Source organism: Streptomyces sp. NPDC037410, assembly GCF_055602235.1.
Genome location: NZ_JBVJWR010000005.1, coordinates 141,583 through 167,875, shown reverse-complemented (window position 1 = coordinate 167,875; position 26,293 = coordinate 141,583). Strand labels below are relative to the sequence as shown.

Sequence of the window (26,293 nt, the reverse complement as noted above, 5' to 3'; positions counted from 1 at the left end):
GCGAAATCGTATATTCCGATCTCGTGACTTCCCCTTCGCATGAGATCGTCTTCCGGGAGCTGATGGCCGAGGCCATGGCGGCCACCGGCGGCTTCGGGCACCGCGAGCACGTCCATCTGACCTGGCTGGCGGTACGGCGGGTGGGGATGCCCGACGCCGTCGCCTTCGTCAGCGAGGGCATCGAGCGCACCGCCCGCGCCGCGGGGGCACCAGGGAAGTTCCACGTCACGATGACCAGGGCGTGGGTCGAGCTGGTGGCCGGGTGCGCGGCGGAGGACCGGCTGCCGGACTTCGCGGCCTTCGCGGCGCGCCACGCCGACCTGCTCGACAAGGATCTGCTCGGCCGGTTCTACCGTCCCGCCACGCTGGCGTCCGCCGAGGCCCGCGCCCGGTGGGTCGAGCCGGACCTCGCCCCGCTCGGCCTCCCGTCGGCTCACTGATCCTCGCGCTCAGCCCCAGGTGATCGCCGAGGTCTCCCGCCACACCCGGAGGAGCTCCTCGTCGCCGGTCAGGGTGACGGCCCCGGCCGGGAGCCGGTTCCACAGGGTCAGGTACAACCGGTCGGCGGGGCCGCTCAGTTCGGTGTCGGCCGGGCCGCCCGTGACGTGGAAGGCCCGTTCCGTCCGGGGCGGGTCCGTCGGCGAGAGACGAACGGTCCAGACGTCGTCGGTGTCCGTCGTCCGCACCCGCAGGGTCCGGGGTCCGGCCGTCCGCACCCGGCTGCGGTCGCGGGCGTGGAAGGCGCGGAACAGTTCGTCGATGCCGTCGGCGGCGACCGCCGGATCCACCGGTCCCGGACCGTTCGCGAGCGCGGACTCGGCGTCCGCGCGGTGGACGGTCGTCTCGTGCGCCTGGCGGCGGGCCCAGAAGGCGAGCGGTGAGGGTGCCGGGAGGAAGGTCCAGCACTCCAGGTCCTCCGGCGCCGCGCGCAGGGCGGCGACCAGTCGCGCGTGCCCCTCTCGGAAGTACGCGAGCAGCTCCTCGCCGTCGAGCGCCGTCTCTCCCTCGCCGGGGTGGAACGCGGTGCGCCCCTCGGCCACGAAGGTCGTGGCCCAGCGGTGCACCATGGCCGTGTGGCGGAGGAGGTCCCGGACCCGCCATCCGGGGCAGGTCGGCACCTCCGCGTCGGGTCCTGCCGCGGCGGCGGCGTCCGCGAGGCCGAGACCAGCCGTCTCAAGGGCCAGGATGTGCTCGGGGATCTTCAGCGTGTCCATGACGCGGATTCTGGCAGCCTCCGACGGCCCCGGACCGCCTCAACCGTCCCGGGAGGTTCCCGCGTTGCGCGCCGCGTAGCCCATGGCCGCCGCGCCGGCCGCGAGGACCGCGACCGTCGTCAGTGCCACCGGCAACGAGAACCAGTCGGCGAGGAAGCCGATGGAGGGCGGGCCGAGCAGCATGCCGCCGTAGCCGAGGGTGGACGCCGTCGCCACCCCGCCGGGGCCGGCGACCGCGCCCGCGCGGGCCACCGCGACGGGGAAGATGTTGGCGAGGCCGAGGCCGGTGATCGCGAAGCCGAGGAGCGTGGCCCAGACGCTCGGCGCGAGCGCGCCGAGCAGCATGCCGGCGGCGGCGGTCGCGCCGCCCGCGACGAGGGTGCGGGTCTGGCCGAGGCGTTCGAGCAGGGCGGTGCCGGAGAGCCGGCCGGCGGTCATGGTCAGCGCGAAGACGGAGTACCCGGCGGCCGCGACCCCCGGGTGCGCGTGCAGGTCCTGCGCGAGGTGGAGGGCGCCCCAGTCGGCCAGCACCCCCTCGCCGTACGCGGTGCAGAGCGCGATCACCCCGAAGACGAGGACCGTACGGCGCGACCCGGCGGCCCGCGCGCCGGAGCCTTCGGGGGTGGACGGCGTCGGGAGGGACTCGGGGTACACGGGGGAGGGGTGACGCAGCAGTACGGGACCGGCGACGGCCGTCAGGGCCAGGCCGACGACCGTGAGGCCGAGGAGATGGGCGGTGGGGGACAGGCTCCCGGCGAGCAGCCCGCCGAGACCCGCGCCGAGCATGCCGCCGAGGCTGAACGCGGCGTGGAAGCTCGGCATCACGGGCCGCCGGAGCGCGGCCACGAGGTCCACGGCGGCGCTGTTCATGGCCACGTTGATCCCGCCGTACGCGGCGCCGAAGACGAGCAGCACGAGGCCGAGCGCGAGCGGGGAACGGGTGAGCGCGGGGAGGGCGACCGAGAGGGAGAGCAGGACGGCGGTGGCGACGGTGACACCGTGGGAGCCGTACCGCCGGCAGAGCCGGCCGGTCAGCGTCATCGTGATCACGGCGCCCGCCGAGACGCCCAGGAGGGCGAGGCCGAGGTCGCCGGCCGAGGCGCCGGTCTGCTGCTTGACGGCGGGGATCCGGACCACCCAGCCGGCGAACAGGAAGCCGTCGAGGGCGAAGAAGAGGGTCAGGGCGGAGCGGAGGCGGGGCAGGGAGCGGGTGGCGGTGTCTCCGCCGGGGCCCCCCGATACGGCCGTCCGTACTTTGTTTAGTAGCGGCACAAACTCAGGATAGGGGCGGAGGGGCGACGGAATCAACCGGGCGGGGACGGCGTCGCGGTCCGATCATGGGAGACTCACCCCCATGAACGGCAAGGCGACGACGACCCGGACACGGCTGGACAGGGGGCGTAACGCGCTCGGCCCCGCGCTGGAACTGGTGCACACCGGCAGGGCGCCGACCCGGGCCGTCCTGACCGCCGAGCTCGGCGTCACCCGCGCCACCGCCGGCGCCGTCGCCGCCGAGCTGGAGGCCCTCGGCCTCATCCGCGTCGACTCCAACCCCGGTGCCGCCGCCGGCTCCCAGGGGCGGCCCTCGCACCGCCTCGCCGTCGACGAGAAGGGCCCCGTCGCCCTCGCCGCCCAGGTCCACGCCGACGGCTTCCGCGCCGCCCTCGTCGGCCTCGGCGGCACCATCGTGGCCACCGCCCCCGGCTGCGTCACCGTCTCCGCCGACCCCGCGCAGGTCCTCGGCGCCGTCGTCGACGCGGGCGCCGCGCTGCTCCGGGAGAGCGGCCGCCGGTGCGTCGGCGCCGGACTCGCCGCCCCCTCCGCCGTCGCCGAACCCGAGGGCACGGCGCTCAACCCGCTCCACCTCGCCTGGCCCGCCGGGGCGCCCGTCCGGGAGATCTTCGCCGAGCGGGTGCGGGCCGCCGGCATCGAAGGCCCCGCCTTCACCGGCAACGACGTCAACCTCGCCGCGCTCGCCGAGCACCGCCACGGCGCGGGCCGCGGCGCCCGGGACCTGCTCTGCGTGGCCACCGGCCACCGGGGCGTCGGCGGCGCGCTCGTCCTCGACGGCCGCCTCCACACCGGCAGTTCCGGCCTGGCCCTGGAGGTGGGCCACCTCACGGTCAACCCCGAGGGCCGTCCCTGCCACTGCGGCAGCCGCGGCTGCCTCGACGTCGAGACCGACCCGCTCGCCTTCCTCACTGCCGCCGGCCGGGTGCCGGGACCCGAGGTCTCCCTGCTCCAGCAGTCCCGCGACCTGCTGCGCACGAGCCCCGACGACCCGGGCGTCCGGGTCGCGGTGGGGGAGCTGATCGACCGGCTCGGCCTGGGCCTCGCCGGTCTGGTGAACATCCTCAACCCCGACCGGATCATCCTCGGCGGGCTGCACCGCGAGCTGCTCGACGCCGACCCCGAGCGGCTCCGGGCGGTCGTCGCCGACCGCAGCCTCTGGGGCCGCAGCGGCGGTGTGCCGATCCTCCCCTGCACCCTGGACCACAACAGCCTCGTCGGCGCGGCCGAGCTCGCCTGGCAGCCGGTCCTCGACGACCCGCTCGCGGCCCTGGGGCGCGAACCGGCCTGACGGGGGCGGGCTCGGGGGCCGGGGAGCCCCTCCGCCAGGGCGGCCGGCCGGCCGGGAGCGGATCGGTGCCGGTCGCCGCCACGCGCTACCGGGACCCGGCCCGAGAAACCGGTGGGCGGGGGAGCGGGGACGCCGTACTGTTCCCCCTCATGATCACTTCGGGCTCAGACGCCTCTTCCGCAGCCGACCTTCCCCCGCGCCTCGGCAGTCTCACCTTCCACGGCCCTCTCTCCGAGGCCCGCGCCACCCGCATGATCGAGCGGCTCGCCGCCTCCGCACCCGCCGACGTCCTCGACATCGGCTGCGGCTGGGGCGAGTTGCTCCTGCGCGTCCTCGAGGCGGCCCCCGCCGCGAAGGGCATCGGCATCGACATCAACGCCGAGGACCTGGTCCGCGGCCGGGCCCTCGCCGAGGCGCGCGGGCTAGCCGACCGCGTGACCTTCGTCGAGGAGTCGGCGCTCGGCACCGACCGGGGCCCCGTCGACGCGATCCTCTGCCTCGGGTCCAGCCAGGCCCTCTGCGACCCCGAGTTGCCGTACGACCCCGCCGCCGTCCTGCGCGAGCTGCGGCGGCTCGTCCGGCCCGGCGGGCGGGTCGTGCTCGGCGAGGGCTTCTGGGAGCGCACGCCCACCGAGACGGAGCTCGCCGGGATGTGGCCCGGCGCGAGCACCGGCGACCACTTCTCCCTCGGCGCCCTCGTCGACCTCGCGATCGAGGCGGGTTTCCGGCCCGCGTGGATCGAGACGGCGAGCGCGGAGGAGTGGGAGGAGTTCGAGTCGGGCTACCGGTACGACACCGAGGTCTGGCTCGCCGCCCACCCCGGCCACCCGCTCGCCGCCGAGACGCGCGAGCGCGTCGACCGGCAGCGTTCCAGCTGGCTGAACGGCTACCGGGGCGTCCTCGGCATCGCCTACCTCACCCTCGTCGCCGTGGCCTGAGGCCGGCCGGGCCCCGTCTCACCACTGCCGTCCCGCGCCGAGCGCCGCGCGGCCCGGCGCCGACAGACGCAGCACCCGGAAGCGCTCGCCCTCGTCGGCGGGCGATTCCGGGCTCGCCCACAGGGTGAAGCGCAGCAGCTCCCAGTGACGCGGGTCCACCGCGAGGGCGGAGGCCACCACCCCGTCCCGCCGCGCCTCGCGCGCATGCCGGGCCACCGCCGCCGCCACGGCCTCGCCCGGCGGGACGCCCTCCCCGAGCGGGATCCTCCGGCGCGTCGCGGCGCCCGGAGCCGACGCGGCCGCCGGCCCCTCCTCGTACGCCAGGCCCGTCCAGTGCTGCACCACCGGCCGGCCGAAGTCGTTCACGATGCCCTGGAAACCGGGGCCCCAGAGGAAGGAGTTCATGCCCTCGGGGGTGGCCCAGAGATAGAACGGCGCGTACTGGTTCACGGGCGAACCGTCCTCCCGCTCCCGGACCAGGTACGCCTTGAGGCCGAGCCCGGGGAAGTCGTCGAGAAGGTGGCCCCTGCTCGCCACCCGCTCGCGGATGATCTCCATGTCGTAGTCGGCGGGCAGGGTGATCTCGTACTGCGTCGCGTGCACGGGAAGGCTCCGTCTCTTCAGTGCGGGAGGGGGGCGAACAGCGCGAGCAGTCCGCGTACGGCCGTGTCGAAGGGCGCGCGGGAACCCGTCGCGCGGGCCAGCACGTACCCGCCCTGCACGGTCGCCAGGACCGTCGCCGCGATCTGCTCCGGATCGAGGCCGCCGCTCAGCTCGCCGCTCTCCACGCCCTCCCGGACGACCTCGGCGAGCCGGCCGCGCACCCGGCCGAGCACCTCCTCGACCGGTGCGCGCAGCTCCGGGTCCGCGATGACCTCCGGGTCCATGGTCAGCCGGCCCACCGGGCAGCCGCGCAGGACGTCGCGCTCGCGCAGCAGGTACGCCTCGATGCGGGCGTACGCCGAACCCCCGCCGCCGAGGACCGCCTCGGCCGCCGCACCCAGCTCCTGGGCCGAGCGCCGGATGGCGGCGAGCGCCAGGTCCTGCTTGCCGGCGAAGTGGTGGTACATGCTGCCCTGGCCCGCGCCCGCCGCCTGCTGGACGGCCTTGGGGCTCGTGCCGACGTAGCCGCGCTCCCACAGCAGTTCGCGGGTCGCCTCGATCAGCCGCTCCTGGGTGCTCATGCTCATGACGGCACTGTACATACCAGTAGGTACAGAGCGGAAGGAGCGCCGACCGGGGCGACGTACTCCCGGTGGCGTACGTCAGGAGCCGCTGCCCGTACGACGACCCGGACCCCCCTCCGGAGGGAACCTCGAACCACGGAGAAACACACCGAGGAGCTGAACCCTCATGAACACACTCGCCTACGCGGGCCCCGGCCCGTGGGTCCTCTTCTTCCCCCTCGTCTGGGCCGCCGTCGTCATCGGGATCGTCACCGTCGCCCGCCGCGTCGGATGGCGCCGGGGCAGGCCGTGGCGCGACGCCGGGCCCGACGAGCGCTCGCCCATCGCCCTGCTCGGCCACCGGTTCGCGGCCGGGGAGATCGACGAGGACGAGTACTGGCGGCGCCTGAGCGTCCTGGAGGAGCAGTTCGGCCGCCACGCCGTGGACCCGAAGGGGCGCCGGACATGACCACCCCCGCCGCACGCGTCGTCGACGCCGTCAAGGTGTACGGCCGCGGCGACACCGAGGTCAGGGCCCTCGACGGGGTGAGCGTCGACTTCCCCGCCGGCCGCTTCACCGCCGTCATGGGCCCCTCCGGCTCCGGCAAGTCCACGCTCATGCACTGTGCCGCCGGACTCGACACGCTCACCTCCGGCGCCGCGCTCGTCGGCGACACCGACCTGTCCACCCTCGACGACCGGCGTCTGACCCTGCTGCGCCGCGACCGGATCGGCTTCGTCTTCCAGGCCTTCAACCTGCTCCCGACCCTCACCGTCGCCGAGAACATCACCCTCCCGCTCGACCTCGCCGGACACGCCGTCGACCGGCGGCGGTTCGACCGGCTCGTCGACACCGTCGGCCTGCGCGACCGCCTCCACCACCGGCCGGGCGAACTCTCCGGCGGACAGCAGCAACGCGTCGCCGTCGCCCGCGCTTTCGCCGGCGACCCCGACGTAGTCTTCGCCGACGAACCCACCGGCAACCTCGACTCCCGGTCCGGGGAGGAGGTGCTCCGCCTCCTCGGCCGTACGGTCCGCGACACCGGCCGTACGGTCGTCATGGTCACCCACGACCCGGTCGCCGCCGCCCACGCCGACGAGGTGATCTTCCTCGCGGACGGGCGGCTCGTCGACCGCATGACCGGCCCCACGGCCGACCTCGTCCTCGACCGCATGAAGGCCTTCGACACGGGCACCGCGACGCTCCCCGGAGGTGCGGCATGAACACCCCCGCCACCCTCCGGCTCGCCCGGTCCTCGCTCCGCGCCCACCGGCGCCGCTTCCTCGGCACCTTCGCCGCCGTCCTCCTCGGCGTCGCCTTCCTCACGGGCACCCTCGTCATGGGCGACACCCTCCGCGCGAGCTTCGACTCGATGTTCACCAGCGCCACCCGCGGCACCGACGCCATCGTCCGCAGCGCCACCACCGTGACCGCCGCCGGCGAGGCCCAGGGCACCCGCGGCCCCGTCGAAGCCTCCCTCGCCGAGCGTCTCGCCCGGGTCCCCGGCGTCGCCGCCGCCGCTCCCCGGATCGAGGGCGCGGGCCAGCTCCTCGCCGCCGACGGCAGCCCCGTCGGCGGCAAGGGCCCGCCCACCCTCGCGGGCAACTGGATCGAGGACGCCGCCCTCAACCCGTACCGCCTGGCGGAGGGCCGCGCGCCGACCGCCCCCGGTGAGGCCGTCGTCAACCGCGGAGCCGCGAAGACGGCCGGTCTCGGCCTCGGCGACACGACCGTCCTGCGCACCCCCGACCCGGTGAAGGTCACCGTCGTCGGCCTGGCCACCTTCGGCGGCGCGGACGGCATGGGGCAGGTCACCTGGACCGGCCTCACCCGCGCCGACGCCGAGAAGTACCTGACGGCGCGCCCCGGAGAGGCGACGAGCATCGCCGTACGCGCCGGGCCCGGCGTCTCCCAGGACGAGCTGGTCGCCGCGCTGAGGCCCGCGCTGCCCGACGGCGTCGAGGCGATCACCGGACAGCGGGCCGCCGAGGAGAACACCGAGATGATCTCCGGCCGCTTCCTCGACCTCTTCACCACCTTCCTGCTCGTGTTCAGCGGGGTCGCGGTCCTCGTCTCCGTCTTCACCATCCACAACACCTTCGCGGTCCTCGTCGCCCAGCGGACCCGCGAGAACGCCCTCCTGCGCGCGATCGGCGCCGCCCGCCGCCAGATCGTCACCGGCACCCTCGCCGAGGCGCTCACCGTCGGACTGCTCGCCTCGCTCGCCGGGCTCCTCGCCGGGATCGGCGTGGCCGCCGGACTCCAGGCGCTGTTCCCCGCGATCGGCTTCCCGTTCCCCGAGGGCGCCCTCGTCGTGACCGGCACCTCCCTCGCGCTGCCGCTCGCCGTCGGACTCGCGGTCTGCGCCGGTTCGGCCCTCCTGCCGGCCGTACGGGCCGGGCGGACGGCCCCGCTCGCCGCGCTCCGCGAGACGGACGTGGACGACTCGGGCACCTCACGCCGCCGCGCGCTGACCGGCGGCGCCCTCCTCGCCGCCGCCGTCGGCACGGTCCTCGCCGGCGTCCTCGGCAGCAGCCCGTCGCTGTGGCTCGCCGCCACCGGGGCCGTGCTCGCCGTCGCCGCGTTCGTGGTCCTCGGACCCGTCGCCGCGTCCCTCGCCGTACGGGTGCTCGGCCGCCCGCTGCGCGGGGTCAACCGCGGCCTCGCCCGCCGCAACGCCCTGCGCAGCCCGGGCCGTACGGCCGCGACGGCCACCGCCCTGATGATCGGCGTCGCCGTCGTCACCCTCTTCACGGTCTTCGGCGCCTCCCTCAAGGCGACCATGGACCGGACCGTCGACCGTTCCTTCGCCGGGGACGTGGCCGTCGGCGCGCCCTCGTTCGGCGCGGGCGGCAGCGGGCTCAGCCCCCGCCTCGCCCCGGCCGTCGCCGCGCTGCCCGAGGTCGACACCGCCGTGGGCCTGGGGCGCGGCGTCGCCGAGGTGGACGGCCGGGGCCGCGCGCTCACGGTCACCGACCCGGCCGCGCTCGCCCGCGTCCTGGACCTGGGAGAGGTACGGGGTTCCCTCGGCGGACTCGGTACGGACGGGCTCGCCGTCGCCGCCGACGAGGCCGCCGCCTCCGGTCTGGCACCCGGCCGGACCGCCGAGCTGACGTTCACCGACGGCAGCCGGCACACCTTCACGGTCCGCGCGGTGTACGAACGCTCCGACCTCGCCGGCGACTACCTCGTCACCCGCGCGGCCTGGGCCCCGCACCGCACCCAGGACGCCGACCGGCTCGTCGCCGTCTCCTTCGCGGACGGCGTCCGCGCCGAGGACGGCAAGGCCGCCGTGACCGCGGTCGCCGACCGGTACGGCCATCCGGAGGTGCAGACCCGCGCCGAGTACGCGGAGGCCTCGGCGGGCGGCATCGACATGATGCTCACCCTCGTCTACGCGCTGCTCGCGCTCGCGGTCCTGATCGCGCTGCTCGGCATCGCGAACACGCTGACCCTCGCCGTCCACGAACGGACCCGGGAACTGGGCCTGTTGAGGGCCGTCGGGCAGACCCGGGCCCAGCTGCGGGCCATGGTCCGCTGGGAGTCCGTCCTGGTCGCCGCCTTCGGGACGGTCGGCGGGCTCGTCCTCGGCGGCTTCCTCGGCTGGGTCCTCGTCCGCGCCTCGGGCGACTCGGGCGACAGCGCCTTCGTGTTCGCCCTGCCCGCGGCGCGGCTCGCGGCCGTGGCCCTGGTCGGGCTCGTGGCGGGTGCCCTGGCGGCCTGGCGCCCGGCCCGCCGGGCGGCGCGGCTGGAGGTCCTCCGGGCGATCGCCACGGAGTGACGGGCACCCCGGAAGGCCGGCCCGTCCGGCCGCGCACCCCGAAGGGCTTCGTCAGCCCGCCCGGCCCGCCAGGACCGGGCGGGCCACCGACGGTGCCGGCAGCGGCTCGGCCGGCGAGCTGAGCGGCACGCCGGGGAACCGGCTGTAGCCGACGCCCGCGAACGGGCCCTCCGGCGTGGCACCGAAGCCCGCGCGTGCGCACTCCTCGACGGGGTCGCCGACGGGCGGCGCCGTGAGGGTGAACCACACGACCTTGCCGGCGGCGCCGCACGGCCGGATGCCCCAGCTCTCGCTGACCGCCCCGACGATGCCGAGTCCCCGGCCGCAGGTGGCGAGCGCGTCGAGGTCGTCCACGGGGCCGAAGACATCGGCGGGGCAGACCTCGGGGATACGGGGATCGTGGTCCCGGACGGAGACGGTGAGACGGTCGAGCAGCAGCTCGATCTCCACCGTGCAGCCCTTGTCCGGCTGGGCGTGGCGGTGCACGTTCGTCAGAAGCTCGGTCACGCCGAGGACGGCCTGGTCGATCAAGGCGTCCAGCTGCCAATGTCGGAGATGGGCGGAGATGATGCGGCGGACCTGTCCGATCCGCGACGGCAGGGCCTGAAGCTCCACCGCGTAGTACCTGCTCGGCTCGCTGATCACGGCTGCGACTCCCCGAAGTGGTCCGGAAGAAGACGAAGATACGGATCTGTCTCTGCGGTACAGAAGGGGGCGGTGACCTGATCGCAGCGTCACCACCGCTGAACCCTCAGTGAGGTGGGTTCCAGCCTGGACCAGCCGTGACCGCCCCGCAACTCGCCGCGAGCCGCCGCAGCTCAGGGCACCGTCAGGGGTCTCAGGGCCGTCCTGACGCCTTCTTCAGCGCCGCGAGGAAACGCCCCGACGCCCGGGACCCGCTGTCACGGCCGTGATCTTTGTCCTGGAGTGTCAGCCGGTACCGCGTGCCGTTCACGGTCGCCACCGTCTCGTCCGCCTTCGCGAACCACGGCCGCCCCGCCCGTACCGCCGAGACCGGTGCGCTGTCGATCTCGCTGCCGTAACTCGTCAGGAGCGCGAGGCGGCCGTCCTCGATCCGCACCTCTCCCGCGCGCGTCAGCGAGCGCGGCCAGCGCGCGATCCGTACGCCCCTGGCGCTGAACTCGGGCTCCGTCATGCCGATCCGCCCCTTTCACCCGGTTGTCGTCCCCAGTGTGCCGGGCCGTCGCCACCCGCACCAGTGGCCCTCCGCAGACCCGTCCACAAGGCAGGCCTATGGAACGTCAAAGGGAACGTTTGCCCAGGTGGGAGCGGTATTGTCGGCAGTGGGAGACCCCCGAGGCGACACATGAGAAGAGGGACGGATGAGCACCACCCACGAGAGTGCGGCCCTGGCCACGGTCGACGTCGACCGGAGCGACCCGGCGTACCGCTCCTGGCTCAAGGAGGCCGTGCGCAAGGTCCAGGCCGACGCCAACCGCTCCGCCGACACCCACCTCCTGCGCTTCCCCCTCCCGGAGAAGTGGGGCATCGACCTCTACCTCAAGGACGAGTCGACCCACCCCACCGGCAGCCTCAAGCACCGCCTCGCCCGCTCCCTGTTCCTCTACGGCCTCTGCAACGGCTGGGTCCGTCCCGGAAAGCCCGTCATCGAGGCGTCCAGCGGCTCGACCGCGGTCTCCGAGGCGTACTTCGCGAAGCTGATCGGCGTCCCCTTCATCGCCGTCATGCCCCGCACGACCAGCCCCGAGAAGTGCCGGCTCATCGAGTTCCACGGCGGGCAGTGCCACTTCGTCGACGACTCGCGCAAGATGTACGAGGAGGCCGCCGCCCTCGCCGAGCGCACCGGCGGCCACTACATGGACCAGTTCACCTACGCCGAGCGGGCCACCGACTGGCGGGGCAACAACAACATCGCCGAGTCGATGTACCAGCAGCTGAAGTCGGAGCGGTACCCGGAGCCCGCCTGGATCGTCGCCACCGCCGGCACCGGCGGCACCTCGGCGACCATCGCCCGCTACGTGCACTACATGCAGCACGACACCCGGATCTGTGTCGCCGACCCCGAGAACTCCTGCTTCTTCGACGGCTGGACGCACCACGACCCGAACGCCACCGCCGACTGCGGCTCGCGCATCGAGGGCATCGGCCGCCCCCGCATGGAGCCCAGCTTCGTGCCCGGGGCCGTCGACCGCATGATGAAGGTCCCCGACGCGGCGAGCGTCGCCGCCGTCCGCGCCCTGGAGACCGCGATCGGCCGCAAGGCGGGCGGCTCCACCGGCACCGGCCTGTGGAGCGCCTTCAAGATCATCGCCGAGATGGTCGCCCACGAGCGCACCGGCAGCGTCGTCACCCTCATCTGCGACCCGGGCGAGCGGTACCTCGACAAGTACTACTCCGACGACTGGCTGGCCGCCCAGGGCCTCGACATCGCCCCGTACTCCGCCGCTATCGAGCGGTTCCTGGCGACGGGGGTCTGGCCGGCGTGAGCCGGCGGTCGAGGCGCCGCGCCGCGTCCCGGAAGGAGAGCCCCACGCCCGGCGCGGCGAGCCGCAGCGCGAGCCGGAAGGGGGCGGCGCCGTCGGCGGCCATCGTCCAGCGCAGGCTGGTGCCCGTCCCGGCGGGGGAGAGGGTCCACTCCTCCGCCAACGCCGTCACCCCGGGGGCGTTCGTCGCGTCCACCCGGTAGGCGTAGCGGAGGTCGGGCTCGGAGGCCAGGATCGTCTCGTCGAAGGCGATCCCGCCGCGCAGCCGGACGGTCCGGCCCGAGCCGTCCGCCGTCGGCACGGCGGAGGTGACGGCCGTGAACCACGACGGCAGGCTCCCCACCTCCACGGCCACCGACCGGTAGACGACCGGGGGCGGGGCGGCGAGGGTCGCGGCGAAGACCAGCCGGACGGGGGCGGAGCGGGTGAAGTCGAGCTCCACGGGCCTGAGTCGGCGGGCCATGGATCCTCCCGGGGGACGCGACGGAGAAAGCACCTTATCTGACACGCTGTCAACTGCCCAGGGCCCCGACGCCACGGTCCCACCACGCCGTTGTGGGCGGCGCCCCGCCCTGGCCCGCAACGGCGGGGCTCAGGTCTGCTCGTTGGCCACCAGGAGGCCCGGGACGTGTTCCGTCACCTCCGGCCGGACGCCGTCCGGAAGGCCGCGGTCCGTCACCCACGTGTCGATCTCGTCGAGCGTCGCGAAGGAACTCAGCCCCACCGTCCCCCACTTGGTGTGGTCCGCGACCAGGACCACCCGCCGCGCCGAGCGCATCAGGCACGTGTTGGTCTCGGCCTCCGCCAGGTTCGGAGTGGAGAGTCCGGCCTCCACCGACACCCCGTGCACGCCGAGGAAGAGCAGGTCGAAGTGGAGCGAGCGGATCGCCCGGTCCGCCACCGGCCCCACCAGCGCGTCGGACGGCGTGCGCACCCCGCCGGTCAGGACGACCGTCGCCGCGCCGCGCCGCGCCTCGCCCCCGCCGCCCGTCTGCTGCGCCTCGTGGAACACGTCGGCGACCCGCACCGAGTTGGTGACCACCGTCAGGTCCGGGACGTCGAGCAGGTGCCGGGCGAGCGCGTAGGTGGTCGTCCCGCCGGACAGGGCGATGGCCGTGCCCGGCGCGACCAGGGCCGCCGCCGTGCGCGCGATCTCGTCCTTGGCGCTCGGTTCGAGCACCGACTTGGCCTCGAAGCCCGGCTCGTGGGTGCTGGCCTCCGCCACCGGAACGGCCCCGCCGTGCACCTTGGCGACCATGCCCTGCCGGGCCAGCGCGTCCAGGTCGCGGCGGATCGTCATGTCCGAGACGTTCAGCCGGCGGGTGAGTTCGTTGACCCGTACACCGCCCCGCCGCCGTACCTCGTCGAGGATCAGGGCACGCCGCTGCTCGGCGAGGAGGTTCTGGTTGTCAGTCACCGCCGGGGCCGGTCCTTCCGCAGGAGACAAGGGGATGAGTGTCGGATTCGGTGAGAGACCGTGCGCGGTCGCACGGCCGTCCGCGATCCTGTTGCCGACGTCGCATCTTCCCACTCTGAGAGGAAGTCCCCTCAGTGTCCCCTGCCACACCTGCCCCGCAGAGCGGGGGCGCGGCGCTCGAACTCCTCGTCCACGGAGTCGGCGGAGCCACCCCCGAGTCGATGCTCGACGACCCCAGGACCGTGCGGGTCACCGGCGACCGGACCGCCGCCGTGTACCGGCGCGGCGAGGACCTCGACGCCGAGGAGCACCCCGAGCGGTACGCGGCGCGCCCCGTCCCGGAGGCGTACTGCTGGTCCAATCTGACCTCGGGCGACGGCGCCCGTGCCCTGTGGCTGCTGCTCCTGCCCTTCATGGTGGCCAACCTGGCGCACTGGATGCGGCCGCCCGCCCAGGGCAGGCCCGGCCTCGTCCGGCTGTACGGGGTCCTCGTCCGGCTCGTCGCCCTCACCCTCACCGTCCTCCTCACCGCCGCCGCCTGCGAGGTGGCGCTCGACCTGACGGCCTGGCAGTGCGCCGCCACCACCGCCTGCACCGACGCGTACTCCTGGCTCGGCTTCCTCTCCGAGGGGCGCGGCGGCTGGTGGTCCGTGCCGGGCCGCCGTCTCGCCCTCGCCGCCCTCGTGCCGACCGCGCTCGTCGGACTGCTCTGGTACCTCTCGAACCGGACGTGGAGCGCGTACGAGGCGCAGCGCCCGCCCACCGGGTACGACGCCCCCGTCCCCGAGACCCTCGCCGACACGGAGGCGGCCGACGCCGCCGAGCCCGACGGCCCCGTCGAGCTCCGCCCGGCGCTCGGCCGCCCCGGCTTCTGGTACGGCCGCCGGCTCGTCGCCCGCCTCAGGGCCGCCCACACCGCCGCCGGGTTCCTCACCGTCGCCGCCGCCCTCGTCACCGCCACCGCCCGCCACGACGCCGGCGCCCACGGCCTCCGTACCGTCCTCGGCTGGGCGCTCCAGGCGGCCGTCGCCGTCCTCGCGGTCGTCGTGCTCTGGGTCGTCTGCCGGCGCGGCCGCAGCGAACGCCGGCTCGACCTGCGCGTCGAGCGGGCCCTGGTGTCCTGGCTGCCCGCCGCCTCCCTCGCCCTGCTCGTGCTGACCGCTGTGCACGCCGGCTGGTCCCGGCCCGGCTGGACCTCCTCCGGAACCCTGCCCGGTGACGCCGTGTTCGGCGCCCTCACCCTCGCCCAAGGCGGTCTCGTCGTCGCCCTCGGAGTCGTCGCCCTGCTCCTCCAGCGGCCCCGCAGGGACCCCCGTACCGCGCTGCGCGGACTCGGCGGGCCAGCGGTCGCCATGCTCGCCTGCGCGCTCGGCGGCGTCATGTCCGGGGGAGTGGCGCAGCGCGTCGCCGACTGGCTCGACGGGCCGGCCGGCCGGGGTGCCGTCCGGATCGGCCCGCCCGTCCTGCTCAGCTGGCAGGCCTCGGTCATCCCCGTCCTGCTCCTGCTGCTCCTCGTGCCCGCCGCCCTCCTCGGCGCCCGGACCGTTCTCGACGCCCGGCGCCTGCGCTCCGCCGTCGAGGCCGACTACGACGCCGCCGACGAACCCGACCCGGTCCGTACGGGGCAGATCGCGGCCGGCCGGGCCCGCGCCTCGCTCACCGACTCCGCGCCCGTCCTCGTCGGCGTCGTCTCCGGCGCGACGCTGCTCCTCGGGGCCGCGTCCGTCGCGGGCGCCTGGGCCAGCGGCAACGTGCCGGGGCGGGCCTTCGACGGGGCCCGTCCCGCGATCGCCTCCCTCGCCTCCGTCACCCAGGCGCTCGGCTCGTGGATGATCGGCTTCGGGTTCCTGCTCTTCGTCACCTGGGGCCGTCGCGCCTACCGGGACGCCTCCGCCCGCCGCACCATCGGCATCCTCTGGGACGTCGGCACCTTCTGGCCCCGCGCCGCCCACCCCTTCGCGCCGCCCTGCTACGCCGAGCGCGCGGTCCCGGACCTCACGTGGCGGATGAGCTCCTGGACCCGCAGCACCGGCGGCCGGCTCGTCATCTCCGGGCACTCCCAGGGCAGCGTCCTCGCCGCGGCGGCCGTCTGGCAGCTGCAGCCCGCCACCCGCAGCCGGGTCGCCCTGCTCACCTACGGCTCACCGCTGGAGCGGCTGTACGGCCGCTGGTTCCCCGCGTACTTCGGGCCCGAGGCGCTGCGCGCCCTGAACCGCACGATGCACTGCTGGAGCAATCTGTACCGCGCCACCGACCCCATCGGCGGCCCCGTCCGGGTCCCCGCCGAGGACGGCCGTCCGGCCGTCGACGCGGCGGTGCTGCTCGACCCCGTCGCGTACGGCCGCACCCGCGCGCACCCGCTGCCCGAACCGATCCTGGCCCACTCCGACTACCAGGCCGATCCGGCGTTCGCCCGCTGCCGCTCCGCGCTCCTCGACCGGCTCCCGCCCGCCCTGCCCCACCAGCGCACCGACACCACTGCCGGTCAGGGGAGTTCGGGCAGGTCCTCCGGGTAGAGCAGGGTCAGGTCGTCCGTGCTCGCCTCGGCGAGCGCGGCGACCCGGCCGGCGTGCTGCTCCACCATCGACTCGAAGGTCCCCCGCGCCGTCCGGCCGTTGCCGAAGGCCGGGCCCTTCGGCAGCTTCTCGAAGTACGTGAGGAGTGCCTCGTCCGTGCCCGGGGCGAGCCGGTACTCGTGCTCGTCCGCCTGCTGGCCGACGATCCGGAGCAGCTCCTCCGGCTCGTAGTCGCCGAAGGTGATGGTCCGCGAGAAACGCGAGGCCACACCCGGGTTGACGGTGAGGAAGCGCTCCATCTCCGCCGTGTACCCGGCGACGATGACGACCACCGCGTCCCGGTGGTCCTCCATCAGCTTCACCAGCGTGTCGATGGCCTCGCGGCCGAAGTCCCGTCCCGAGTCCTCCGGCGACAGCGCGTACGCCTCGTCGACGAAGAGGACGCCGCCGCGCGCCCGGTCGAAGGCCTCCTGCGTGCGGATCGCCGTCGAGCCGATGTGCTCGCCGACCAGGTCCACCCGGGAGACCTCCACCAGGTGCCCGCGCTCCAGGACCCCGAGCGAGGCGAGGATCTCGCCGTACAGCCGGGCGACCGTCGTCTTGCCCGTGCCCGGGTTGCCCGTGAAGACCAGATGGCGGCGGACCGAGGCCGCCTTGAGGCCCGCCTCCTGGCGCCGGCGCCCCACCTCGATCATGTTGGTGAGGGTCCGCACCTCCAGCTTGACGCTCTCCAGACCCACCAGGGCGTCCAGTTCGCCGAGCACGTCCTGCGAGGAGCGGGCCCCCGGGGCGGGCTCCGGCGCGGCCGGCACGGTCACCGGGGGGCGCGGCGGGGGCACCGTGCCGAGCAGCCCCGCCGACTGGGTGGCCGTCAGGACCGTACCGCCGTCGGGCACGGAGGAGCGGACGGCGCTCTCGTCGCTGGTGCAGTCCTCCGCGCTCGCCCCCTCCTCGGGGAACTCGTAACCACCGCGCGCGCACCGCTCCGTACGGCACTTGCGCAGGGTCGTCCGGCAGCCGTCCGTGACGTGGAAGCCGTACCCTTCGCTGCCCGTCACCCGGCAGCCGTGGAAGGAGCCGCGGCCCTCCGCCGACACGTAGAAACCGGCCTCGGCGGGCGAGGTGACCACGCACCGGTCGATCGTGGGGTCGGCGCCCTTGGTGACGATGACCCCGGTCTGCACCGAGTCGATCGTGCAGCCGCCGAGGGTGCCGCCGCTGCCGTGGTCCCGGAACCAGGCGCCCGTGGAGGCCTCCCGGATCCGGCAGTCGTCGAGCTGGGCCGTGGCGCCGTCGCTCACCGACACCGCCGTGTTCCGCACCTGCGTCAGATCGCTGTCGACGACGTCGACGCGCGAGCCGCGGTCCAGGACGAACAGCGCGTCCGGGACGTCGTGGACCCGGCAGGCGTCCAGGACGGCGGTCGCCCCGTCGCTCACCCACACCGCCGGGTAGTCGCCCGTACTGTCGTGGATCTCGCACTGGTTGGCGTCCACCCGCGTCCCCGGGTCCCACACCGACAGGCCGTTGCGCCCGAAGCGGCGGACGGTCGACCGGGTCAGCGTCAGGACCGAGCGCGAGCGCAGGTCGACCGCGTTCTCCGGGACGTCGTGGATGTCGCAGTCGGAGAGCGTGAGCACCGCGTCCGTGTCGAGCGTGATGCCGTCCGCCGAGGTGCGGTGCACCGAGGAGTCGGTGAGGTGGGCGCTCGCGCGGGCCGCGATCTGCACCCCGGCGCCCTTGATCTCGTACACCTCGCAGCCGACGCCCTCCAGGCCGCTGCCCTCGCCGGACACGGCGATCCCCGCACCGGAGGCGTGGTGCACCCGGCAGCGCTCCAGGCGCGGATGCGCCCCGCCGCGCACCGACACGCCCGCCTGCCCGGCGGAGACCACCTCGCACTCCTCGAACACCCCGCCCGCGCCGTCGAGCACGGCGATGCCGACCCCGGCCGGATTGTCGACCGTGCAGCGGCGGACCGTCGGCCGGGCGGCGCCCCGCACCTCGATCCCGGCGGCCGAGCGGGTCATGATCCGCAGGTCGAGCAGCTCGGGCGTGCCGTCCTCGACGAGCAGCGCGGGCGCGGCCACGTCCTGCCCCTCGATGTGCAGGTCCTGCACGGTGACGGAGGCGCGCAGGGTCAGCGGCACCCCGTCCGGGGGCGCGATGCGCACCGAACCGACCCCGCCCTCGGGGCCGCGCAGGGTGACGGCCCGTCGGATGACGAGGTTCTCCCGGTAGGTACCGGGCGCGACGGTGAGGACGTCCCCGTCGCCCGCGGCCTCCAGGGCGGCGGCGAGGGAGGGGTACTCACCCGTGCGGCGCCGCCACCGCGATGTGCCGGTGTGCGTCACCTGGACCGTGCCCTGTGCCATGGGTGTGTCCTGCCCCCGCCTCATGCCTCGCCGCTGATCCGATGCCCCACCGTAGCGCGCGCGGCGCCGCCGGGTTGACGGGTCGCCGACCCCCGGGCGCATGGCCGGCTGACCGCCGCCCGCCGGGCGTCACCGCCGGTCCGGGGCGGTCCGGACCGGTCGGACCCGGTCGTGGACCGGTCGAACTCGGACGCGGCGCGGGCGGGTCAGCTTCCCGTCCCCGTGCGGCCCCAGTCGGGACCCGCAGCCGCCCAGGCGCGGTCCAGGCGCGCGTACCGCCGCAGCACCAGTCTTCGGACGGCGAGGCGGCGGACGAGCTCCACCAGGAGACCGGCGAGGAGCGCGGCCGTCAGACCGGCGATGAACGCGTGCGCGCGCGCCGTCCCCGCCTGCATCGGAGGGGACACCGGGTGCCCCTCGCGGTCCGTCCACAGCCGGAAGGCGGCGCCGGGCGCGGAATGCTGCCGGGCCGTCGCCACCGTGCCCGTGCGGGCCGAGCCGTCCGGTGCGGTCCAGCGGGCCACCACCGAGCGCCGCAGCCGCTCCTCCCCGGCGGTCTCGACGGACTTGGGGCCGCTCACGGGCCCGTCCGCGAGCCGCACCACCCGGGCGGTCGTCGGCAGCCGCTGCGCCTGCTGCGCACGGACCGCGCGCGACAGCGAGCCGTACGCCGAGGTGCCGGCCGCCCAGCCGGTCAGCGGCACCAGGAGGCAGAGCAGGACGATCGCCGCGAAGGCGACCCACGCCTCGGCGAGATCAGTGGTCCGGCGCAGGGGATTGTGCCGCCAGCGCCAGAGTCCGGTGGCTGCGCGCACGTCTGGACCCCCTAGTTGTACACCGCCTCGATGTTCACCATGCCTCCAACGAGTGTGCCCCGGGGCCGGGTTCCCCGCCTGTCGTGCCGGAGAAAGGTGATACGAGTCGGGCGGCGGTCAGTCCAGGATCTTCACCGCGTCGCCGACCCGGACCGTGCCGGTGTGCTCGGGGACCAGGTTCTGGCCGAAGATGATCCGGTTGCCGGTCGTGCGGTGCCGGGCGAGGGTCCGCAGCGGCTCCTTGCCCCGCTCGGCGGTGAGCTGGTTCGTCGTGGTGAGGACGCAGCGCCCGCAGGGCCGGGCGACCCGGAAGGTGACCTCTCCGACGACGAGCCGCTTCCAGTCGTCCTCCGCCCAGGGGGCGGTGCCCTCGATCACCAGGTTCGGCCGGAACCGGTTCATCGGCAGCGGGCCCTCGTCGGGGTGGTCGCCCTGGGCTATCAGCGAGTTGAGGGCGTCGAGCGAGGCGGTGGTGGTGACGAGCAGCGGATAGCCGTCCGCGAAGCTCACGGTCTCGCCGGGCAGCGCGTAGTCGGGGTCGACCGGCCGCCGGTGCTCGGGCGCGTCCATGTGCACGAGCCGTACGTCGCTCTCCAGGTACGCCGAGAGCCAGGCGGCCGCGGCGGGGTCGGCCGGGACCGCCTCCACGGAGTCGCCGAAGATCTCCACCGTGACGGTGGCCGAGGAGCGCGGTACCGCGACCTCCAGCGTCGGACGGCCCGGAGCGGACAGGGAGACCCCGCCGCCCGGCAGCGGCTCCGCGGTGGCCAGCGCCATCCGCGGGTGACGGCGCTGGGTCACCACCTCGTTCGCGGCGTCGACGACGGTCCAGCGGCGGTCCTCGGCCAGCCCCCAGGGCAGGACCTCGGCCTCCGTGCGGGCCAGCGCGCGCATGGACTTCACCGGGTGGATGTGGACAGAGCGGAGCAGAGGAGTCGGCATGCCCTCATCCTGCCAGCCGCCCCGGCCCTCCCGTCGGCCGGGGCGCGGAGCCCGTCAGTAACCGCCGCCCTGGTAAGGACGGTTGTACGGGTCGTCGTACGGCGCGGGGGTCGGCACCGGCGCGGGCCGGGGGGCCACCGGGCGCATCGCCTCGTATCCGGCGGCGGCCGGGCGGGGCTGCTGCGGGTACCCGCCGCCCGGGTAGCCGCGCGGGGCCACCGGCTGCTGCGGGATGTACGGCGTGGGGGCGTGCTGCAGCGGGACGGGCGCCATCTGCGCCGCCGGCTGCGGGTAGCCGTAACCGCCGCCGTACGCGGGGGAGGGCTGCGGGCTGGGCGCCGCCGGCAGGGCGGGCAGTGCCGAGGGGAGCGCCGGCAGGTAGGAACCGCTGCCGGCGCCGGGGTAACCGCTGCCGGCTCCGGCGTAACTGCTGCCGGTGTCGTAGGCGGCGGGCACTCGGATCGGGGCGATCTGAGGCGTGCCCCGCTCCGCGACCAGGGAGTCGTAGATGGGGGTGTCCGGGAAGGACGGCGCGGTGTGGTAACCGCCTCCATAGGTGGAGCGGGGGGAGGTCATGGCACATAAGTTAAGCCCACGATGTGCTGGTTGGGGAGTCCCCATCTTCGGGTCATCCGTTTTACGCTGTTTTTCACGGCCTGACCTGCCAAAACATCGTTAAATTCTGTGTTAACGGCAGGGGATTTCCCACTCGGACGGGGCATGATCTTGACCGCTCCGAAACTCAGGATTGCCGACCTATTACCTAAAGTAATCGGGCGTGTGATTCAGGGGGCGGGCGTCGCCCCGCCGACCCGGCGCGTCAGTTCCCGTGCCGTCTGCGCCACATGCCCCGCGATCCGCTGCCGCTCCGCCTCGTCGACGGCCTCGTCGGGGAAGGTGACCGCGACCCCCGCGATCGGATGCGCGTGATGGTCGAGGACGGGCGCGGCGATCGAGGAGAGCCCCGGCGTCACCTCGCCCTCCTCCGTCGCGAACCCGCGGCGTCGCGCCTGGGTGAGCAGCGCGCGCAGCGCCGTCAGCGTCGCCGGACCGGCCCCGTGCCGCTGCACGAACGCCGACCGGTCCGGGAAGATCGCCCGCACCTGCGCGGGCGGCAGCAGCGCGAGCACCGCCCGGCCGCTCGCCGTCAGATGGGCGGGCAGCCGGACGCCGACCTCGCTGACCAGGGGCGGGCGGCCCGGGGCGCGTTCCTCGATGACGTAGATGACCTCACGGCCGTGCAGGACGGCGAGGTTCGCGTTGTGCCCGGTGCGGTCCACGAGCGAGGCGAGCGGGGCCCGCGCGAGCCGCTGGAACGGTGCCTGGCGCTCGTACCCGGAGGCCAGCTCGAAGGCGCTGAGCCCCAGACCGTAGCGCCGCTCCTCCGGCAGATGCACCACGAAGCCGTCCGCGGCCAGGGTGTCGAGCAGGTGATAGGTCGTCGACCGCGGCAGCCCCACGTCACGGCTGATGGCGGCCGCGGGGACGGGCGAGGCCTGACGGGACAGATAGCGCAGGACGGCCAGCACCTGCGCGGCGGCAGGGACGATGCTCATGGGGCGAGCGTAGACCAGGGAAGCCGTGGACCCGGTGTCTGGGATCCCAGATCAGATGTCTTGGATCCCAGACACGAGCTGCCTCACAAGCCTCGCGCACCCCTTCCCGCCTGCGGCTTCATAGGGACATGAACGTTGTTGTTGGTGTCGGTGCCCTCTCCGCCGACGAAGTCGTGTCCGTTGCCCGTCTCGGGGCCCAGGTCGCCCTCGCCCCTGAGGCGCTCCAGGAGATCGCCCGCAGTCGCGAGGTCGTCAAGGCCCTCGCCGACGACGCCAAGCCCCACTACGGCGTCTCCACCGGCTTCGGCGCCCTGGCCACCCGCCACATCCCCACCGAACTGCGCACCCAGCTCCAGCGCAGCCTCGTCCGCTCGCACGCCGCCGGCTCCGGCCCCGAGGTCGAGCGCGAGGTCGTCCGCGCCCTGATGCTGCTGCGCCTGTCCACCCTCGCCACCGGGCGCACCGGCGTCCGCACCGAGACCGCCGAGGCCTACGCCGCGCTCCTGAACGCCGGCATCACCCCGGTCGTCCACGAGTACGGCTCGCTCGGCTGCTCCGGCGACCTGGCCCCCCTCGCGCACTGCGCGCTCGCCGTCATGGGCGAGGGCGTCGTCCGCACCGCCGACGGCGAGCGCAAGCCCGCCGCCGAGGCCCTCGCCGAGGCCGGCATCACCCCGGTCGTCCTGGAGGAGAAGGAGGGCCTCGCCCTCATCAACGGCACCGACGGCATGCTCGGCATGCTCGTCCTCGCCATCCACGACCTGCGCCGCCTGCTGCGCACCGCCGACATCGCCGCCGCCATGAGCGTCGAGGGCCAGCTCGGCACCGACGCCGTGTTCGCCGCCGACCTCCAGGCCATGCGTCCGCACCCCGGCCAGGGCGACAGCGCGGGCAACCTGCGCTCCCTGCTCGCCGACTCGGCGATCATCGCCAGCCACGCGGGCCCGGACTGCACCTACGTCCAGGACGCCTACTCGCTGCGCTGCACCCCGCAGGTCCACGGCACCGCCCGCGACACCCTCGGCCACGCCATGCTCGTCGCCTCCCGCGAGCTCGCCAGCGCCGTCGACAACCCGGTCGTCACCCTCGACGGCCGCGTCGAGAGCAACGGCAACTTCCACGGCGCCCCCGTCGCCGCCGTGCTCGACTTCCTCGCCATCACCGTCGCCGACGTCGCCTCGATCTCCGAGCGCCGCACCGACCGGTTCCTCGACCCGGCCCGCAACCGCGGTCTGAACGCCTTCCTCGCCGACGACCCCGGCGTCGACTCCGGCCACATGATCGCCCAGTACACGCAGGCCGCGATCGTCTCCGAGCTCAAGCGGCTCGCCACCCCGGCCTCCGTCGACTCGATCCCCTCCAGCGCCATGCAGGAGGACCACGTGTCCATGGGCTGGGCCGCCGCCCGCAAGCTGCGCCGCGCCATCGACGGCCTCGGCCGCGTCCTCGCCGTCGAGCTCTACACCGCCGCCCGCGCCCTCGACCTGCGCGCCCCGCTGACCCCCGCCCCGGCCACGGCCGCGGTACGCGACGGGCTGCGCGAGACCGTCGAGGGCCCCGGCACCGACCGCTGGCTCGCCCCCGAGATCGAGGAGGCCGTCCAGTACGTGGCCTCCGGCCGCGCCCTGGCCGCCGCCGAGTCCGTGACCGGCGCCCTGGTCTGACCGGGACGCGCTCCCTCACACCTTCCGGGTCCCGCGGGACCCGGAAGGTGCGGCAGGCCGCTGCCACCCCAGGCCCACGACACCTCGCCTTCCCCGTCCGCGGCCGGCCGGGCAGCCCTCAGAAGGAGCCGTTCCCCGGTGAATGACCTGCCGACCGCCACCGTGCACAACAGCGTCGGTCACCTGCGCGCCGACGCCTGGAGCTCACTGGCGGACCTCACCCACCGCCTCGCCGCCCAGGGTCCGGACGGCCGCCCGGACACCGCCGCGCGCATCCGGGAACTCATCCGCCTCCTGGCACCCGTCGAGCACTGCTGGGCCTTCCCCGGCACGGCCGCCCTGAAGGAGCTCCGCGGGCTTCACGACCAGCGCGAGTACCGGCAACTCGCCCAGCGCACCGACGAGCTGTACCGCGCCCTCGCCGGACACCGGCACCACGGCACCGCCCCGCACACCGCCGCCACCCCAGGCACGGCCCCCGAAGAGACGACGGACCCCGCGCACACCCCGCCCGCGCCCTCCGCCCCGTACTTCGAGGTCCTCGTCGTCGGCGACCTGGACGCCGCCGAGGAACAGGCGCTGCGCGCCGAACTGCGCCGACTGCGCCGCTCCGACGACGCGTTCGCCTACGAGATCGTCGTCGCCCCCAGCTTCGAGGACGCGGTCATCGCCTCCCTCGTCAACTCCAGCCTCCAGGCCGTCGTCATCCGCGACCGGTTCACCGACCGCTCCCGCCACGACCTCAGCGTCGTCCGCCGCTTCGTCGACGAGGCCGGCGACACCGCCGCCGCGCCCGGGGACAGCGGCGAACGGATCCGCGCCCTCGGCGACCGGCTCCTCGCCCTGCGCCCCGAACTCGACCTCTACCTCGTGTCCGAACGGGCCGTCGAGTCCACCGCGGGCCGCCTCGGCCGCCGCTTCCGCCGCGTCTTCCACGCCCGCGAAGGCCTCCTCGAACTGCACCTGTCGATCCTGCACGGCATCACCGAACGCCACCGCGCCCCGTTCTTCACCGCCCTGCGCGCCCACAGCCGCAAGCCCACCGGCGTCTTCCACGCCCTGCCCGTCTCCCGCGGCGCCTCGGTGCTCAACTCGCCCTGGATCCCGGAGATCGCCGACTTCTACGGCCTGAACATCTTCCTCGCCGAGACCTCCGCCACCTCCGGCGGCCTGGACTCCCTGCTCGCCCCCACCGGCCCGCTGCGCGAGGCCCAGGACCTGGCCGCCGAGGCCTTCGGCGCCCGCCAGACCTACTTCGTCACCAACGGCACCTCCACCGCCAACAAGATCGTCGTGCAGGCGCTCGTACGACCCGGCGACATCGTGCTCGTGGACCGCAACTGCCACAAGTCGCACCACTACGGGCTCGTCCTCGCCGGCGCCCACGTCGTCTACCTCGACGCCTATCCCCTCGACGAGTACGGCATGTACGGCGCCGTGCCGGTGGAGGAGATCAAGCGGAAGCTGCTGATGCTCAAGCACGAGGGCGTCCTGCACCGCGTCAAGCTCCTCATGCTCACCAACTGCACCTTCGACGGGATCGTCTACAACCCCTCGCGCGTGATGGAGGAGTGCCTGGCCCTCAAGCCGGACCTGGCGTTCCTGTGGGACGAGGCCTGGTTCGCCTTCGCCCGCTTCCACCCCGTCTACCGCCGGCGCACCGCCATGGCCGCGGCCCGCACCCTCATCGACCGCTACCGCGACCCCGCGTACGCCGACGCCTACGCGGCCCACCGCGCGAGCCTCGGCGACGACCCCGACGACGAGACCCTCGCCACCACCCGGCTGATGCCCGACCCGGAGAAGGTCCGCGTCCGCGTCTACGCCACGCAGTCCACGCACAAGACGCTCACCTCGATGCGCCAGGGCTCGATGGTCCACGTCTTCGACCAGGACTTCCGCCACAAGGTCGCCGAGGTGTTCCACGAGGCGTACATGACGCACACCTCGACGTCGCCCAACTACCAGATCCTCGCCTCCATGGACCTCGGCCGCCGGCAGGCCGTCTTCGAGGGCTTCGCCCTCGTGCAGAAGCAGCTCGAACAGGCCGGAGTGCTCCGCGACGCGGTCGCCCAGCACCCGCTGCTCAGCCGCTACCTGCGCATCCTCACCACGCCGGAACTCGTCCCGCCGCGCTTCCGCTCCTCCGGCATCGAGCAGCCCCTGCGCACCGGCCTCGCCCGGATGGAGCGGGCCTGGGAGGAGGACGAGTTCGTCCTCGACCCCACCCGCGCCACCCTGCACATCGGGCGCACCGGGATCGACGGAGACACCTTCAAGCACGACCTCCTGATGGACCGGCACGGCATCCAGGTCAACAAGACGACCCGCAACACGCTGCTGTTCATGACGAACATCGGCACCACCCGCAGCTCCGTCGCCTACCTGATCGAGGTCCTCGTCCGCATCGCCGAGGACCTGGAGGAACGCATCGGCGAGATGAGCCCGTACGACCGGGCCGCACACGACAGCGCCGCCACGGGACTCGACGCGGGTTCGGCGGCCCTGCCCGACTTCAGCGCGTTCCACCCGGCGTTCCGGCCGAGCCCGCGCACCCCCGAGGGCGACATGCGCTCCGCGTACTTCCTCGCCTACGACGACACCCAGTGCGAGCACCTGTCGGTGGACGCCCTCACCGACGCCATGGCGCGGGGCCGCACCGTCGTCTCGGCCACGTTCGTCACCCCCTACCCGCCCGGCTTCCCCGTGCTCGTCCCCGGACAGGTCGTCAGCAAGGACGTCCTGACCTACATGGCGGCCCTCGACACCCGCGAGATCCACGGATACGACCCGGCGACCGGATACCGCGTCTTCACCGAGAGCGCCCTCGACACACGCCACACCGCCGAGCGCTAGCCCGAC

The 26,293-nt window shown here is 74.4% G+C and carries 23 protein-coding genes; 10 read left to right on the top strand and 13 right to left on the bottom strand.

Annotated features, from left to right (window positions below; translation table 11 throughout):
- The first annotated feature begins 23 nt into the window (after nt 1–23).
- Nucleotides 24–440: a hypothetical protein gene (locus tag ACZ7HT_RS10230; protein ID WP_471162500.1), complete on the top strand. Its 417-nt coding sequence runs from the start codon at nt 24–26 to the stop codon at nt 438–440.
- Nucleotides 441–449: 9 nt separating this feature from the next.
- Here ACZ7HT_RS10230 and ACZ7HT_RS10225 read toward each other — a convergent pair whose 3' ends face one another.
- Together ACZ7HT_RS10225 and ACZ7HT_RS10220 are read right to left on the bottom strand one after the other, a co-directional pair.
- Nucleotides 450–1,205: a maleylpyruvate isomerase family mycothiol-dependent enzyme gene (locus tag ACZ7HT_RS10225; RefSeq protein ID WP_471163090.1), complete on the bottom strand. Its 756-nt coding sequence runs from the start codon at nt 1,203–1,205 to the stop codon at nt 450–452.
- Between the two features lie 48 nt (nt 1,206–1,253).
- On the bottom strand, nt 1,254–2,486 hold the full coding sequence (locus tag ACZ7HT_RS10220) for an MFS transporter (RefSeq protein WP_471162498.1): 1,233 nt from the start codon (nt 2,484–2,486) through the stop codon (nt 1,254–1,256).
- A gap of 82 nt (nt 2,487–2,568) precedes the next feature.
- Between ACZ7HT_RS10220 and ACZ7HT_RS10215 the strand changes: the two genes are divergently transcribed.
- Both ACZ7HT_RS10215 and ACZ7HT_RS10210 read left to right on the top strand, forming a co-directional pair.
- Nucleotides 2,569–3,795 (top strand): ROK family protein, encoded by a 1,227-nt coding sequence (locus ACZ7HT_RS10215; protein ID WP_116162440.1) that lies wholly within the window; start codon nt 2,569–2,571, stop codon nt 3,793–3,795.
- A gap of 149 nt (nt 3,796–3,944) precedes the next feature.
- On the top strand, nt 3,945–4,733 hold the full coding sequence (locus ACZ7HT_RS10210) for a methyltransferase domain-containing protein (protein ID WP_471162495.1): 789 nt from the start codon (nt 3,945–3,947) through the stop codon (nt 4,731–4,733).
- Nucleotides 4,734–4,751: 18 nt separating this feature from the next.
- Here the strand turns inward: ACZ7HT_RS10210 and ACZ7HT_RS10205 are convergent, their stop codons facing one another.
- Together ACZ7HT_RS10205 and ACZ7HT_RS10200 are read right to left on the bottom strand one after the other, a co-directional pair.
- Entirely contained in the window at nt 4,752–5,336 is a 585-nt protein-coding gene (locus ACZ7HT_RS10205) for a DUF4865 family protein (RefSeq protein ID WP_471162492.1), read from the bottom strand.
- 17 nt (nt 5,337–5,353) lie between these two features.
- Complete coding sequence (locus tag ACZ7HT_RS10200; protein WP_471162490.1) at nt 5,354–5,938, bottom strand: TetR/AcrR family transcriptional regulator; 585 nt, start codon at nt 5,936–5,938, stop codon at nt 5,354–5,356.
- Between the two features lie 148 nt (nt 5,939–6,086).
- On the opposite strand from ACZ7HT_RS10200, the gene ACZ7HT_RS10195 reads away from it, so the two are divergent.
- The 3 genes from ACZ7HT_RS10195 to ACZ7HT_RS10185 are packed head-to-tail and all read left to right on the top strand — an operon-like array spanning nt 6,087 to nt 9,681.
- Entirely contained in the window at nt 6,087–6,368 is a 282-nt protein-coding gene (locus tag ACZ7HT_RS10195) for an SHOCT domain-containing protein (RefSeq protein WP_471162487.1), read from the top strand.
- Complete coding sequence (locus tag ACZ7HT_RS10190) at nt 6,365–7,123, top strand: ABC transporter ATP-binding protein (RefSeq protein WP_471162484.1); 759 nt, start codon at nt 6,365–6,367, stop codon at nt 7,121–7,123. Before ACZ7HT_RS10195 ends, ACZ7HT_RS10190 begins: the two co-directional genes overlap by 4 nt.
- Nucleotides 7,120–9,681 carry an FtsX-like permease family protein gene (locus ACZ7HT_RS10185; protein WP_471162481.1) on the top strand — a complete coding sequence of 854 codons (2,562 nt, stop codon included), beginning with the start codon at nt 7,120–7,122 and terminating at the stop codon, nt 9,679–9,681. The genes ACZ7HT_RS10190 and ACZ7HT_RS10185 overlap by 4 nt, the downstream gene beginning before the upstream one ends.
- A gap of 51 nt (nt 9,682–9,732) precedes the next feature.
- Here ACZ7HT_RS10185 and ACZ7HT_RS10180 read toward each other — a convergent pair whose 3' ends face one another.
- A complete protein-coding gene (locus ACZ7HT_RS10180) occupies nt 9,733–10,326 on the bottom strand; it encodes an ATP-binding protein (RefSeq protein WP_471162478.1) in 594 nt (197 codons plus the stop codon).
- A 193-nt stretch (nt 10,327–10,519) separates the two neighbouring features.
- Nucleotides 10,520–10,837 carry a hypothetical protein gene (locus ACZ7HT_RS10175; RefSeq protein WP_471162475.1) on the bottom strand — a complete coding sequence of 106 codons (318 nt, stop codon included), beginning with the start codon at nt 10,835–10,837 and terminating at the stop codon, nt 10,520–10,522.
- A 187-nt stretch (nt 10,838–11,024) separates the two neighbouring features.
- Between ACZ7HT_RS10175 and cds1 the strand changes: the two genes are divergently transcribed.
- Nucleotides 11,025–12,149, top strand: a complete 1,125-nt coding sequence (gene cds1, locus ACZ7HT_RS10170) for an L-cysteine desulfhydrase Cds1 (RefSeq protein WP_471162473.1) — start codon at nt 11,025–11,027, stop codon at nt 12,147–12,149.
- Here the strand turns inward: cds1 and ACZ7HT_RS10165 are convergent.
- Together ACZ7HT_RS10165 and ACZ7HT_RS10160 are read right to left on the bottom strand one after the other, a co-directional pair.
- Nucleotides 12,109–12,609 (bottom strand): SRPBCC family protein, encoded by a 501-nt coding sequence (locus ACZ7HT_RS10165; RefSeq protein ID WP_471162470.1) that lies wholly within the window; start codon nt 12,607–12,609, stop codon nt 12,109–12,111. The two genes, cds1 and ACZ7HT_RS10165, sit on opposite strands and share 41 nt — an antisense overlap.
- A 129-nt stretch (nt 12,610–12,738) precedes the next feature.
- Nucleotides 12,739–13,563, bottom strand: a complete 825-nt coding sequence (locus ACZ7HT_RS10160) for a DeoR/GlpR family DNA-binding transcription regulator (RefSeq protein ID WP_471162467.1) — start codon at nt 13,561–13,563, stop codon at nt 12,739–12,741.
- A 134-nt stretch (nt 13,564–13,697) separates the two neighbouring features.
- On the opposite strand from ACZ7HT_RS10160, the gene ACZ7HT_RS10155 reads away from it, so the two are divergent.
- Nucleotides 13,698–16,079, top strand: a complete 2,382-nt coding sequence (locus ACZ7HT_RS10155; RefSeq protein ID WP_471162464.1) for a hypothetical protein — start codon at nt 13,698–13,700, stop codon at nt 16,077–16,079.
- On the opposite strand, the gene ACZ7HT_RS10150 is transcribed toward ACZ7HT_RS10155, so the two are convergent.
- From ACZ7HT_RS10150 to ACZ7HT_RS10130, 5 genes are all read right to left on the bottom strand, one after another.
- Complete coding sequence (locus ACZ7HT_RS10150; protein WP_471162461.1) at nt 16,049–18,454, bottom strand: right-handed parallel beta-helix repeat-containing protein; 2,406 nt, start codon at nt 18,452–18,454, stop codon at nt 16,049–16,051. The genes ACZ7HT_RS10155 and ACZ7HT_RS10150 overlap by 31 nt on opposite strands.
- Before the next feature lie 206 nt (nt 18,455–18,660).
- Nucleotides 18,661–19,269 (bottom strand): Rv1733c family protein, encoded by a 609-nt coding sequence (locus ACZ7HT_RS10145; protein ID WP_471162458.1) that lies wholly within the window; start codon nt 19,267–19,269, stop codon nt 18,661–18,663.
- A 117-nt stretch (nt 19,270–19,386) separates the two neighbouring features.
- Nucleotides 19,387–20,211: an MOSC domain-containing protein gene (locus tag ACZ7HT_RS10140; RefSeq protein WP_471162455.1), complete on the bottom strand. Its 825-nt coding sequence runs from the start codon at nt 20,209–20,211 to the stop codon at nt 19,387–19,389.
- A gap of 54 nt (nt 20,212–20,265) precedes the next feature.
- Nucleotides 20,266–20,787 (bottom strand): DUF6643 family protein, encoded by a 522-nt coding sequence (locus ACZ7HT_RS10135; protein WP_471162452.1) that lies wholly within the window; start codon nt 20,785–20,787, stop codon nt 20,266–20,268.
- A 209-nt stretch (nt 20,788–20,996) separates the two neighbouring features.
- Nucleotides 20,997–21,767 (bottom strand): IclR family transcriptional regulator, encoded by a 771-nt coding sequence (locus tag ACZ7HT_RS10130; RefSeq protein ID WP_471162449.1) that lies wholly within the window; start codon nt 21,765–21,767, stop codon nt 20,997–20,999.
- 128 nt (nt 21,768–21,895) lie between these two features.
- On the opposite strand from ACZ7HT_RS10130, the gene hutH reads away from it, so the two are divergent.
- Both hutH and ACZ7HT_RS10120 read left to right on the top strand, forming a co-directional pair.
- A complete protein-coding gene (gene hutH, locus ACZ7HT_RS10125; RefSeq protein ID WP_471162447.1) occupies nt 21,896–23,431 on the top strand; it encodes a histidine ammonia-lyase in 1,536 nt (511 codons plus the stop codon).
- Between the two features lie 138 nt (nt 23,432–23,569).
- The gene (locus tag ACZ7HT_RS10120) at nt 23,570–26,287 is read left to right on the top strand and encodes an aminotransferase class I/II-fold pyridoxal phosphate-dependent enzyme (protein WP_471162444.1); all 2,718 of its coding nucleotides are present in this window, start codon (nt 23,570–23,572) and stop codon (nt 26,285–26,287) included.
- The last annotated feature ends 6 nt before the right edge of the window (nt 26,288–26,293 follow it).